This window comes from Polycyclovorans algicola TG408 (assembly GCF_000711245.1).
Taxonomy (GTDB): Bacteria; Pseudomonadota; Gammaproteobacteria; order Nevskiales; family Nevskiaceae; genus Polycyclovorans; species Polycyclovorans algicola.
Genome location: NZ_JOMH01000001.1, coordinates 1534925 through 1547902, shown reverse-complemented (window position 1 = coordinate 1547902; position 12978 = coordinate 1534925). Strand labels below are relative to the sequence as shown.

The following is a 12978-nucleotide window of genomic DNA, read 5'->3' as shown; positions in this document are numbered from 1 at the left end:
CGCGCCCCGCGCCCAACTTGACACCCCAGACTCTATGAGCGACCAACCGCAGGTCCTTTGGTACTCCACGCTCGGCATGCACGATGTCGAGATCGTCGGCGGCAAGAACGCCAGCCTTGGCGAAATGATCTCCAAACTGGCCGAAACCGGCGTCAAGGTGCCCAACGGCTATGCCACCACGGCCGAGGCGTACCGTATTTTTCTGGCGCATGAAGGGCTGGACGTCAAAATCAAAGGGTTGCTCGACGGTCTCGATATCGATGACGTGACGCGTCTTGCCGAGGTCGGCAAGCAGATCCGCGCGGCGGTGATGCTGGCGCCCTTTCCGGCCACGCTGGAGGCGCAGATTCGCGACGCGTACCAGGTGTTGCTCGACGAATCCGGCGCCGAAATCTCGGTGGCGGTGCGTTCATCGGCCACTGCCGAAGATCTGCCGGATGCCAGCTTCGCCGGTCAGCAGGAGACCTTTCTTAATGTCGAGGGCATCGACAACGTTCTGAAGGCCATCAAGGAGGTCTTCGCCAGCCTCTACAACGACCGCGCCATTGCCTACCGCGTGCATCACCACTTCGCGCACGACGTGGTGGCTTTGTCGGCCGGCATCCAGCGCATGGTGCGCTCCGACAAGGGCGCGTCGGGTGTGATGTTCACCATGGACACCGAATCGGGCTTCCGTGACGCGGTGTTCATCACCGCCAGCTACGGACTGGGTGAAGCCGTCGTCCAGGGCGCGGTCAATCCTGACGAGTTCTACGTTTACAAACCGGCGCTAAGGGCCGGTCGCCCGGCCATTCTCAAGCGCGGTTTGGGCGAGAAAGCCAAACAGATGGTCTACACCCAAGACCGCACCCTGGGTCGCACCGTGGCCTTCGAGAATGTGCCCAGCGAGCTTCGCCAACGTTTCTCACTGACCGATGCCGACGTCGAATCGTTGGCCCGCCAGGCGCTCATCATCGAAGACCATTACGGCCGACCGATGGACATCGAATGGGGCAAGGACGGCATCGACGGGCAGCTTTATATTCTTCAGGCACGACCCGAAACCGTGCAAAGCCGCGCCAGCGCCAACGTGTTGCGCCGCTACAAGCTCAAAGGCTCGGGCACCAAACTTACCGAAGGACGCGCCATCGGCCAGAAGATCGGGGCCGGAAAGGTGCGCATCCTCAAGGGGATCGACCAGATGTCCAAGGTCGAAAAGGGTGACGTGCTGGTCACTGACATGACCGACCCCGACTGGGAACCGATCATGAAGCGCGCCAGCGCCATCGTCACCAACCGCGGCGGTCGCACCTGCCATGCGGCGATCATTGCCCGCGAGTTAGGAATTCCCGCCGTGGTCGGCTGCGGCAACGCCACCGAGGTGATCAAGGACGGCGTCGACGTGACCGTCTCCTGCGCCGAGGGTGACACCGGCGTCATCTATGCCGGCAACATCGATTTTGCGGTGGACGAGATCGCGCTCGACCAGATGCCGGAGATCCCCGTCAAGATCATGATGAACGTCGGCACGCCCGAGCAGGCCTTCGACTTTGCCGCCCTGCCGCACCACGGCGTGGGCTTGGCGCGACTGGAATTCATCATCAATCGCCAGATCGGCATCCACCCCCAAGCCTTGCTGGAGCTCGACAAACAGCCCGCCGAACTACGCCGCATCATCGACCCGATGATCGCCGCCTACGACAGCCCGCGCGACTATTTCGTCAAGCGCCTGACCGAGGGCGTGGCGACAATTGCCGCAGCCTTTGCCCCAGAGCCGGTGATCGTGCGCATGAGCGATTTCAAATCCAACGAATACGCCAACCTCGTCGCCGGTACGCGCTACGAGCCGCACGAAGAAAATCCGATGCTCGGCTTCCGCGGGGCATCGCGCTACATCGCCGAATCTTTCCGTCCCTGTTTCGACATGGAGTGCGAAGCACTCAAGTTCGTCCGCGACGAAATGGGTCTGACCAACGTCAAAATCATGATCCCGTTTGTCCGCACATTGGGCGAAGCCAAACGCGTCAGCGAAATTCTCAAGGAGAACGGGCTCGAACGCGGCAAGAACGACCTGCAGCTGATCATGATGTGCGAGTTGCCGTCCAACGCCCTGCTCGCCGATGCGTTTCTCGAATACTTCGATGGCTTCTCAATCGGCTCCAACGACATGACCCAGCTCACGCTGGGGCTCGACCGCGACTCGGGACTGATCGCCCACCTTTTCGACGAGCGTGACCCTGCCGTGAAGAAGATGCTCGAGATGGCGATTCAGGCCTGCCGCCGGCAAGGCAAGTACATCGGCATCTGCGGTCAGGGTCCGTCCGACCACCCCGAACTCGCCAGATGGCTGCTCGACCAGGGCATCGAATCGATGTCGCTCAATCCCGACACCGTGGTCGAGACCTGGTTGTTCCTCGCGGGACAGACCCCTCACTGATCGCAAAAAAGCTCAAAAAAGTCTTCCCATTCGCAAATTTTTCCCTATAATTGCGCTCCCTATTTTTAGGGGCTATAGCTCAGCTGGGAGAGCGCTTGCATGGCATGCAAGAGGTCGTCGGTTCGATCCCGACTAGCTCCACCACCGTTTCAAAGCCTCGTTCCCATCGTCTAGAGGCCTAGGACACGTCCCTTTCACGGATGTAACCGGGGTTCGAATCCCCGTGGGAACGCCATTTTGGTACAAAAGACAGAACTCCCCCCTGGGGAGTGATGTTGCCTCTAGAAGCAGCACTGGCAAGGATTTCCTTGCTCCCGCTGATGACAATCTCATCTTTGAGAATCGTGATTTTGGCCACGAACGCGCGGATGTAGGCCTTGCGCAAAGGGACGTCTCCTTCTGAGATCCGCTTCCCAAGATCGGCCGAGAATTCTTTTATCTTTTCAGCGCTTGGCGGCGCACTCGACGCCTCCTTCAATGCCTTGCAGCGACCGAGCTCGTCTTCAGCCTCAACTCTGCGCAATTTGAGTCCATCCAGCTGCTCCTTGAGGATCGGCTCGGTTGGATCAAGCACACCCGCTGTGACGCCCTCGTAAACCCTCCTGAACGCGAGCTCGGCTTCAGCAAGCACTTTTTTAGCCTTCTGCGTCCGTTCGTCGACATCAGACTGCGCGCGCGCGTGCTGCACGCACGCAGCCACCAGCCCATCGATGTGCTCAACGGCCAGCACGCGCTCGGCGAGGGCATTGCAGACCATGTCCTCGACTATCTCCTTGCGGACGCTCCGACCATCGCAAACGCCAATACCGGTCCTCCGGCGATTTGAACAGGCGTAATAGATGTACTGCCCACCCTTGCCTGTCATCTGGGTCATAGCGGCGCCACAACACCCGCATTGAACAATCCCGGTCAGCAACATCGGGCTACCTGGCAACCTTGGTGCCATCTTGTTGGGAGAACGCGCCTTCAGGTTTCGGTTGACCGCCTCAAACAACTCAAGATCCACGATTGGCTCAGACGAGACGAGGATCCACTCTTCGCGGGGCCTCACTGTTTTGGTCCTGGAGCAAGATTTATTAAAGAAGTGCCGACCAAGGCAGGTTTCACTGCTCAAGACTCGATGAACCGAGCCAGTGCCCCACCGACTACCTCGTGAGGACTTGATGCCACGTTCGTTGAGCCAATTGACGATGGCTTTGACCCCCATAGGGCCTGCTCCATTGCCATTGAGCGCCAAATTGAAGATGTTGACGATCACATCCGCTCGTATCGGATCGGGCGCCAACACATATCGAATTTTGTCTCCGACCTCACGCGCTGCGACCTTCCGGAAGCCGTCAGGTGCGTGAGAGCCAGGCCAATATCCGTCCCTGGCAACCTGAAGCATCCCTCTGGTCACATGTTTAGAGATCTGCTCGCTCGCGTACTCATCGATCAACCCGTAAAAACCCCTGACCATCCTCCCTTCGGCGCTGTCCTCAACCGACTGCGTCACCGCATCAAGGCGGACTCCAAACTTTGCCAGTTCCCTGCAACAACCCTCCAGAACGTACTTGTCGCGGGCAAAGCGAGAAAAGCTGTGGACCAGCAGGAGGTCGTACGGTCGATCCCGAGCGCACGCCCTTGTCATCATCTTCTGAAATTCGGGCCGCGACTCATCGCGCCCCGACGCCCCCCGCTCTTCAAACACGTCCACCACATCGATGTCGTTCTGCTCGCAATGCTCGCGCAGATGTCGAATCTGGTCGGGGATACTGAGTTCGCGAGCAGCTTGGCGGACCGTGGAAACGCGAACGTACAGCGCAGCAAGTTGACGGCGCTTGGTGTTACCTCTTGGCACAAGTTCTCCTAGTGGGCGCGTGTTGCGCCACAAAAATAAAGGGGCTCGGCCTGAGGCTACGGTTCGTGCTGAGTTACGACCCCATTAACTCGTCCAGCAGATCAGCGGCGTACTGGACGATGACAGACAGCTCACAAATGGTGACCGGTAGTGATTCCGGTAAATCTGATACTACCTCCCACTTTTGACGCCGACTAGGTAAACCAGCCTGTTGCTCCGACCGATTTTTGATATCGGTTGCGGGCTGCATTTCCGGCTGGTTATCCGGGTCGTCGGCAGGCGATTTTGGGGCTGCTTGGGAGATACGCATGCCACTGCGGTATCCACCCGTTTCAAGCTTTTACGTCCGGCGTAAATTGGCGCCGATTTCGAGGTCACTCCATCAGCCAGGAGGCCAGCCGCTTGCGCGCGATCTTCAATGAGCCTGGCGCCTGATCCGACAGGATTGCTGCACATCCCAGCGCCACCGCCGCCTCGCCAGTCGTCCCCGATCCTGCCGTGGGGTCGATGACAAGATCACCCGGCCGCGCCGTCATCATCAACAGCGGCGTGATCACGGAAAGTGGCTTCTGCCCCCCACGAAATCCGGTCTGTTCATTCCGGCGAATGAAACCTGTTAGCAGCGGCTCGGCGATGATCACGTCACGGTGCGTCATCAGGTACGGGAGCTTTCCTCTCGCGTGCATTTCCTGATGCCTCTGGGACAGGAATGACTCGTAATGCAACTTCGCATCGGGCCGACGGAGATGAAGTGCAACCTGCTGTGCGCCACGCCAGCTGCGTGCCCGGTTGGCCGAGTTCGTGTACACCCAGGTGATCCATCCTTCCGGCACCAGATGCGCGGGCTGATGGTCTACCAGCCTCGCCACGGCCATGGGGAATCCCCAAACGATCACGTGGTCGGCGATGTCGCCCGCGACGCCGATCAAGGGGAGCAGTTCCGCGAGGTACTCAGCGCGCCCTTTCGCCCCCACACGACGGTAGTGAGGATCCAGAATCACCACCGCCGCCCTGACCTTCAGTTCACGCAGGCGCGTGAGCTGGGTCAACGCAGATATGGGGCCGTCGAGCCTGACCTGCCCTTGGCTGGGCAGCGCGTAGTCTGACGGCAGCGCTGTGTCTCTTGGTTTGCGCTTCGCCGCGATTTCCACCGCCTGCGCCGCGAGCATTTCAGCCACCTGCGGCACCAGCGATTCCGGGATGCTTACCTGCACGGATCGCTCGCCGAACCGGCCCGTACCGGGTGGTCTGCCCGCGCCTGTTCTCGTTCCGCCTCTCGGCACGGACGGCTCCCTATGATTGTCCTTTGTAGAATCATAGATTGTTATTCCCGCCTCAGACATCGAAGCCGATACGCGATGCCCGATCACGCCCGCGCGCTGATCTCTGACGTTGTTCAAACACATGGCCGAAGGCCGGACAGCCGGGATGGCGGTGGGTCGATATTTGGCCAGCCCTGACCACCGCCATCCCCTCTCGCTCACCTCATATTTAGGCGCCAGGTGCACCCTGATTGCCGCCCGCTTTGGGTCCGACGATCCCTGCCAGCTCCCGCTCGGCACGACTCAACATGCGGATCAGCGACAAGGAAAGCGCCTCTTCCAGTTGGGTGTGATGTCCGGCTTCTTTGGCTTGACGGGTCAGGCGGTCAAGACGCCTCCAGTTGTCCGCCGACAACTTGATGGCAACCTTGCGAGATTCGAGTTTGGGTGTCTTTTTCAGCAGCATTGGAACCTCGTTACATGATGTGTGGACGTTGGCGGTATCCACCGCTTTCGAGACATGACCAGCGGCTTGCCACCGCCCTTTCCAGCGCTGAAGCCCTACTCAGGGAACCAGCTGGAGGCCCCCTTCTTCGCACGCGCAACCAGGGTCGACAGCGGCACGCGGGCGTAATGCTGGTTGCGGACCCAGGGGATGGTCTGCGGGATGTCGGGACAGGTCTTTTTCTTGATGCGGCACTGGCGCTTGGTGAACCCATACAGTCCATAGACGTCTTGGCGGATCCCGCGAAATCCGGGTGCCTTGCGGATCGACATCACTTGTTGGGCAAGGCGCTGATCCTGCTTTGTGACCAGAAACCTGATCTGCTGCTTGAGCCCTTTGACGATCACCGGCTTGATGCGCCAGGTCCAGGTGACCGCGTTGATCCGGGCCCTCTCTTCCTTCTCCTTTTTCCTGGAATTGCTGTCTGACTTCTTGTTCTTTTGGGTCTCGCTGTCTGCCTTTGGCGCGTACTTCTTGCGGTGTGCGGGAGGCACCGGCAGGCGGACCAGCTCATACCACCAGATCCACTCCAGACGATGCAGGCGGATGTCTTCCCAGAGTTTGGGATTATCGCAATCCGCGCCCTCGGTTTTCATCAACCACCAGGCAATCTCCTGACGGTTTGGCACGGGATACATGATGAGTTTGTACACCGCCTGCTTCTTGCTGCGGCGGTAGTTGCGCTGATCTGGCGTCGCGCTGACCTGGTGACGGCGCTCAAAGGTTTCGGCCAGTGCCTGAGCTTCGTCAATGGGCACGAAGCCGCTCCGGCAATACGTGAATCCGGCTGCAGCGGCGCGCTGAATATCCGTCATTGCGCCTTCAACTTGTTTGCAGATGAGTGGGTTGTGCATGGGTGCTCCTGTTGGGTTGGAGCACCGTCGGTATCCACTGAATTCAGAGAAGTGGAATTCGCAGCTATTGCCGGGAAGCAGCCAGCGGGCAGCGGCTGAAACCGGGGGTTGAGATCAGGCGCGGCGAGCGGGCTTGGTCCGAGCCGAAATGCGGCGCTGCTATAGGCGGCGGATTTTGGCGAGGATGCTTATTGAGATTCCGAACAGACCCATGCCGCGCAGCGGCATACGTTCGGCGGCCTCCGTAGCGGACGGAGCGAATCGCGCAGCGGATTGAGCGACTCGCGGAGGGGGCCGTATGCGCCAGCACCATCGTCATCGAAAGGCATGGATACCGGGACAGTGCCTCAAATGATTTCGAGGGCGGATCAGCCATCCGTTGCGGAGCCGAAAGTCGGCAAGCAACGTCGGGGGCTAGCCACCCTCGACGCATCTGAAGCATCCAATGATCCCCGCTGGGGGGATCGCGCAGGTTTAACGAACCTGTAAATCGACCGCTGTCGCCGGATGCTCTTAAACGAGCTCGTCCGGTGGCAACGGGAGCCGGGGGTGTGACTCCTCCGACGACCCAGTCGCATCAATGAGCGAGTGTTCGCTCCTTTTTGAGATTGGGCGACAACGAAACGGGAGCCGCAGCAATGCGGACGATGCAATGGGTGAGGATTACCCGGCGTGTCTCAGGTGGACAAGGATGTCCACTGAAACCCTGTGATGGTCTGTAAGCAGCGAAGCGGTGACGAGGCATGTCACCGTGAATCCCGGCGTGCAGAGGTTGTGCACGTGACCCGGATGAAACCGGGATGACTGGGTGAAGCCCTCAAGCGAAGCCGTGGCGCGAGCCAGAAGTAGCTTGAGAGGTGGAGCGACGTACACCTGGGTTTGTGCAGGTCGGGAAAACGCCTTTGCGTACAACCGGTCTGACCTAGCGTCGATCCAATGGGATTGGCGGCGACAGGAGGCACCGTGGCGACACGGGTCTGTGATAGCTCAAGGGTGTAAACGGCTGGGACGGCAACCAGTCTTTGCGTGGAAAACCTGTGAAGTTGTTCCCCGGATGGGGATTGGCTTGTCCGATGATGGGAGAAAGTGGCGGGGTAAGGCTTGGGAATCTCGCGAGCCCCGAAACGCTACGGCGGAGGTGAAAACCCCATGTAATCCTTAGGACGTCATCTAAGCAGGTGTCATCACTAAGTTGTGAAAAGCCAGGAGTGCCCGGTTCGTAACCGGGAATCAGCCTCTTGGCAGGAGCGGTCTTGATGAGTAGCGGCGTTCCCAGAAATGGGCGTCGGCGTGGACATGTGATGAGCACGAAGCATGTCGACGTGGAAGGCGGTTGATGCGGTTTGTCAGCTGCTTTGCGAGCTAAGGGACCGGCGGTCGTATGGATGCTTCAGGCACGAGTGGCACTCGTGCAATAGATGTGTGGGGCGAAGGCGAGACGGTGGCACCGTACGCTGACGCTTGGGACCAGGCTGGTTGAGCTGGATCATAAACCTGTCATTGAACTGACTGGAGGCAGCAACGCGAGGCGGACAATTTGTCCGCTTCCGATTGGACAAGGGGCGCTCCCTTTCAACCAGCGACGGTCTCAGGACGTACCTGATGGCTGGCCGACTACGGCTGCTGACAATCTGTATCCGTCAGCTATTCAGACCCGGCACAAACCGGGTTCCCGGACGCCAACATTCAATTCATGGCCACGGGATTCAGGTCCCCCTCTTCGGAGGGGGCCTTTTTGGGAATGCGAAAAGCAGGTGAGCGAGGGGGTGATGGGCCTGATGTCGTTATCCATTCTCCGGGCTGCCCTGCTCATGTCGCGCTTGGTTTCCGGGCTGCGTGAAGCCGCAGCCCTGCCGTCGGGCGATGCTCGCCCGACATGGGTCACTCAGGCCCTCACAGGCGCTGACTGCGGTGGTCAGGCTGCGAGACTTCAGGTGATCAGTTCAACGTGCCACCCTGCGCTTGCAGGCGCCTCGGGACGCTGATTAGCGCAGCGTTTGCGCGTCGGTCAGCTGCATCAGTTGCCCACGGAGATGCCCAGCCTCGGCGGAGGCCTTTGCCGTGGCGTCCATGGCCGTCTGTAAAGATTCGAGCGCCTTGTCGAGTTGGCGTTGACGCTCCTCGATCAGTGACTCGGCGCGCGCTGCGCGCGCCACAAGGACAAGCTCTTGGTCGCGATGTCGCGCAACCTGCTGTATCAGCTCGTCACGCTCGGATTCAAGGCGGGTGATCTCGCTTTCAGCCGACTCCAGGGCGGCGACTTTGCGGGCCACGCGGGCTTCCGAATCCGCATGGTGCAGTTCGATTCTGGCGTTCGCGGCCTGATCGCAGATTCCGAAGATCTCGGTGATCATCTTGATGCCCCGTTCACGGATGTCAGGAGGCAGGACCACGGGCACCGCTCCGGCCTCGCATGAGCCCGCTCCAGAGAGCTCCTTCAGGTGACGACTGATCGTCGAATAGCTACCGGTTCCGAGATGCTGTCTGATCCGTTCATTGGTGGGCGTCTGCCCTTGCTGCTTGATGGCGTCGATGGCGCCTTGAACGTCCTTCTGGGTGACGCCTTTCGTGTTCATTTTCTGCTGACCTCGGAGATCGTCGTATTACGTAATACGGGGCTGTATTACGTTCTGATCCTCTGCCGGTATCCGCAGCGTTCAAGGGGCACGATCTCTGGTCAGGTCATCGGCGATGTGGCACGTCAGCGAGCTGGGCCGCCGAAACACCAGGTGATGTGACAACACCGGCGGAGCGGCTGTCTGCGGCAGGTGGTTCGGGCGCTATAACGCCTTCATCAAATTCGCAGCAAATTCCCTCACCAACTCCTCGTCGTCATCATCCTCGTGGCGATCAGAATTGACCCACATCGACACTCTGATGGTGTCCCCGAACTGCACCGACATATCGATTCCTGGTGCGGTCAGATTAAGATTGAGATCGACGGTCGTCTCCATCAGCATGCCCTCAGCAGCGGTCAGCATCCTGTGCAGGGTCGGATAACGCAGATCACCGACGACCTGGTTGTCGTCTTCGATCACCGTGATGCGATATTTCATAGACCACCGCCCAACTGGCGGCCTGATCCGCCAACGGTTTGGGCATCAATACCCTGTGCGTTCTTGCAGACTGAGGTGATCACGGCAACCACCTCAAGCAGCCTTGTAAGCCGATTCAAACGCGCAGAACTGCCTTTCATGCGCAGGCGATACCTGCTCCAGGTCATACATCTGCTTGTTCAGCATCGCCGCCGCCTCCGGCGCCGCCTGCCGCAGCCGCATCATCTCGCGCAGCATCAAGTCCAGCGCGGCAATGTCATGGCTGGCCATCGACACCCCGTCCAGTAGTGCGGCGGCGATAGCAGCCTCGCCTTCCAGCTTTTCCTTCGCAGGCTTGCCTGCAATCCGCAATGCAATCTCATGTGCGGCCATCGAGTTGCGGAGCGCCATCCCACCGGGGATGCCGTAATGCGAAGGCGAGTGCTTCATGACGGGCATGGCGAAGTAACCGGGATACACCTCCGGATCACCCAGCACCCGATTCACCATGTGCTTCAACGGAGCCGACGAAATCTTCCGAGCAATCTCATGAATATGTTGCTGGGCCAGCCGCCCAGCACGAGTCAACTCGCTGGCGGGAATATTGAAGATGGTGAAGTCGTCGTACTGCACCTCGACTTCATGTGCCGAGCAGGCGCAGCCATTCAGTTCGCGATCTTGGTCAAAGTCGAGCGAGAGCAGCACGACCTGCCCCGTCATGAGGTGGTAATCGAATCCGGTGCGGTCGTCTGCCAGAACCATCAGTGAGCGCTCCATGTTCGCCATGTGCAGCACCGTGGTCCGATCATCGCCATAGCGATGGACCATCTCGGTGATTCGCAGCTCGGCTCGAAGCATCCTGCCCTCGCCAAACATTGAGGGGAACGGCAGGTCATCGTTCCAGGGCTTGGGCATTAGTTGATCTCCTTCGTGTTGCGGGGCAGATAGCCATTGAGTGGGTTTGCGTGTTTGCTGGGCGTATGAGCCGCCTTGACGCTCGCGGACGAGCGACGGAGCACTGCACGGTGGGTCCTGCGGCGCATGCCATTGGCGTCACACACAGCGGTGCTGGTCCACGCCTCGGATGCGGCAAACATCCGGCGCGCGGTTTCAACGCTGGCGCCGACGCGATCCGCCCAGATCAGGTGGTGCACCTCCGGCACCGGGCTGCAATGCTCACGGCGGCGCGCGGGGTCAAGCAGATACAAAAGGAATTCAGACTGGCTGCGCTGAGCGCTGCGGTACTGCTCCCAGGCGTCGAGGGGGATCAGTCCCAGCAGGCGGAGTTCATGTGCCACCGCGAAATTATGATATCCACCATCGCTGGCCATCACCTTGCCCAGATCGTGGAGGATGACCGCCGCCAGCAATGCTTCGCGCGAGGCCGCGTCAGTGAATTCGGCCAACGACAGTGACGTCAGGCGAGACAGCATCGCCGCTGTATGAATCACCAAGCCACCAGGGCCACTGTGGTGGTCTGAGACAGAGGCCGGTGCTACGGCCACCCGCTCCGCAACTTTCCTGCGGCCGAGGACCTGGGACAAGAAGCGACCGAGGTCAGGCGAGAGCGTGGCGACAACCGCCGCCATCAGCTGCATGGACACAATGGCATCTGTTGCGCACCAGGCCTGCGGGGTGATGTCGAGGGTCAGCTCGGAATCCGGAATCGGGGCAATCTCGATGGCTACGCCGACGGCATCCTCAAATTTCTGGGGATAGCCATAGACCTCCACAGCATCACCGAGACACGGGATGCCAGTCGTGCCGCCTTCGGCTTCGAGGACAAGTCTGAAAGCGGTCTGGCCCGACAGGTTGCTGATGACTACGCGACAGGGCTTGCCCGATGGGCTCTTCGAAATGTCAGTTACAACGCCACGGCAGCGGATCACGTCGTCAGCGTGATCTGAGTTGCCGTCATCGGCGGGGATAGGAAATGCGTGGATGCTCAAGGTGTTTCTCCGGCTAGTGGCAAGCGGAGTCACCGCTTGATGGATACGTGATGTATCCATAAACGGTATCTAAACACTCTTATATGATTACGTCTAGGGGTTTCAGCCCTTTCTACTGTTCATCAGGGACCAACAACTTCCATGGCTCGACTTTGAGCACAATCGCCAGCCTCTCTATGACATCAACCGTAGTGGAGGTCTCGCCCTTTTCGATGGCGCCGATCCTGTTGGGTGAAGTCCCGGCCATCTGCGCAAGCTGGCGCTGAGTAAGCTCGCGCCGGGTGCGATATAGCCGGATATTTAGGCCGAGGACCGCTCGCAGTTGAGCGGTGTCGGAGGGCGGGCGTTTCAAGGAGATTGCTCACGGACGATGTTGAAGCGAATCCTAGCCCGCCCAGCAGGAGATCGACAGTTTGCCAAGGTGAGTGGGGTCACTCTCAACTTCAAGCCCGCCGATCCGATTCACACGAACAGGAGTTTTACCGCCACAAAGCGCATCGGAAATATAAAGATCGCGATATTTTCTAGAACTTTGGTCAGTCACTTTTTCGAATTCCGCCCTCGCCGCTCATGCAGAAGTTGCATCCATAGTGGCGCGGTGATGCAGACCATGGCGAAGAGGGTGCCGAACACCATGGCGAGGATCTGACTGGTTTCCATCGTTCGCACCTCCAAGGTTGTCGACCTCAAATGTTCAATCGGCGGATGGTCCGCGCGCATGCTGTTGGCACCCGGACCATCCGCCGTGGCAATTGCCAACCCCAGCGTCTAGTTGGTGACCTCCTCGGCGTACCACCCCTCGTCGGTTTTGGTCATCAAAAACCGCGTCCGATAAGTCCCATCGGCCGCCAACAGGAAACTCATCGAGCTCGCGAAGGGCGCCTTGAACTTGACGCTCACCGAACAGACATGCCCGCCACTCACCCGGCTACAGCCATGACGGTTGACTGACTCGATCATGTGGGATGGCCTGAAGTCCTTGGGCACATTGGGATTCATCAGCTGCATCATGGGCATGGCGGCATCCAACGCATTGCGCGCGGCCTGATCCACCTCCGCCTGCCCAGGGGCACAGCCCGATATCAAACCCGTGAGTGCAAGTGCCAGGAGCGCTTTT

The 12978-nt window shown here is 59.6% G+C and carries 11 protein-coding genes, 2 tRNA genes and 1 pseudogene; 4 read left to right on the top strand and 10 right to left on the bottom strand.

Features of this window, described 5'->3' with window-relative positions:
* The first annotated feature begins 34 nt into the window (after window positions 1-34).
* From ppsA to U741_RS19675, 4 genes are all read left to right on the top strand, one after another.
* Complete coding sequence (gene ppsA / locus U741_RS0107435) at window positions 35-2416, top strand: phosphoenolpyruvate synthase (protein WP_029889849.1); 2382 nt, start codon at window positions 35-37, stop codon at window positions 2414-2416.
* A gap of 68 nt (window positions 2417-2484) precedes the next feature.
* A tRNA-Ala gene (locus U741_RS0107430) sits at window positions 2485-2560 on the top strand.
* A 15-nt stretch (window positions 2561-2575) separates the two neighbouring features.
* Window positions 2576-2651 (top strand) — tRNA-Glu (locus tag U741_RS0107425).
* A 444-nt stretch (window positions 2652-3095) separates the two neighbouring features.
* Window positions 3096-3242, top strand: a complete 147-nt coding sequence (locus U741_RS19675) for a hypothetical protein (protein ID WP_235200134.1) — start codon at window positions 3096-3098, stop codon at window positions 3240-3242.
* Here U741_RS19675 and U741_RS19965 read toward each other — a convergent pair.
* From U741_RS19965 to U741_RS0107365, 10 genes and pseudogenes are all read right to left on the bottom strand, one after another.
* A pseudogene (locus U741_RS19965) lies at window positions 3216-4256 on the bottom strand (recombinase family protein); the annotation flags it as partial. The gene U741_RS19675 and the pseudogene U741_RS19965 sit on opposite strands and share 27 nt — an antisense overlap.
* A 374-nt stretch (window positions 4257-4630) precedes the next feature.
* Window positions 4631-5470 carry a DNA methyltransferase gene (locus U741_RS0107410; RefSeq protein WP_029889847.1) on the bottom strand — a complete coding sequence of 280 codons (840 nt, stop codon included), beginning with the start codon at window positions 5468-5470 and terminating at the stop codon, window positions 4631-4633.
* 277 nt (window positions 5471-5747) lie between these two features.
* Window positions 5748-5984: a hypothetical protein gene (locus tag U741_RS0107405; RefSeq protein ID WP_029889846.1), complete on the bottom strand. Its 237-nt coding sequence runs from the start codon at window positions 5982-5984 to the stop codon at window positions 5748-5750.
* A 95-nt stretch (window positions 5985-6079) separates the two neighbouring features.
* Window positions 6080-6877 carry a hypothetical protein gene (locus U741_RS0107400; protein ID WP_152551533.1) on the bottom strand — a complete coding sequence of 266 codons (798 nt, stop codon included), beginning with the start codon at window positions 6875-6877 and terminating at the stop codon, window positions 6080-6082.
* Window positions 6878-8862: 1985 nt separating this feature from the next.
* The gene (locus U741_RS0107395) at window positions 8863-9453 is read right to left on the bottom strand and encodes a DNA-binding protein (protein WP_029889844.1); all 591 of its coding nucleotides are present in this window, start codon (window positions 9451-9453) and stop codon (window positions 8863-8865) included.
* Between the two features lie 204 nt (window positions 9454-9657).
* Window positions 9658-9933, bottom strand: coding sequence for a hypothetical protein (locus U741_RS0107390; protein ID WP_029889843.1), 276 nt, complete (start codon window positions 9931-9933; stop codon window positions 9658-9660).
* A 93-nt stretch (window positions 9934-10026) separates the two neighbouring features.
* Window positions 10027-10827 (bottom strand): hypothetical protein, encoded by an 801-nt coding sequence (locus U741_RS0107385; RefSeq protein WP_029889842.1) that lies wholly within the window; start codon window positions 10825-10827, stop codon window positions 10027-10029.
* Window positions 10827-11861 carry a TraI domain-containing protein gene (locus tag U741_RS0107380; RefSeq protein ID WP_152551532.1) on the bottom strand — a complete coding sequence of 345 codons (1035 nt, stop codon included), beginning with the start codon at window positions 11859-11861 and terminating at the stop codon, window positions 10827-10829. Before U741_RS0107380 ends, U741_RS0107385 begins: the two co-directional genes overlap by 1 nt.
* Window positions 11862-11973: 112 nt before the next feature.
* The gene (locus tag U741_RS0107375) at window positions 11974-12213 is read right to left on the bottom strand and encodes a helix-turn-helix domain-containing protein (RefSeq protein WP_052378589.1); all 240 of its coding nucleotides are present in this window, start codon (window positions 12211-12213) and stop codon (window positions 11974-11976) included.
* A 416-nt stretch (window positions 12214-12629) separates the two neighbouring features.
* The gene (locus U741_RS0107365) at window positions 12630-12914 is read right to left on the bottom strand and encodes a hypothetical protein (RefSeq protein WP_029889839.1); all 285 of its coding nucleotides are present in this window, start codon (window positions 12912-12914) and stop codon (window positions 12630-12632) included.
* Between the last annotated feature and the right edge of the window lie 64 nt (window positions 12915-12978).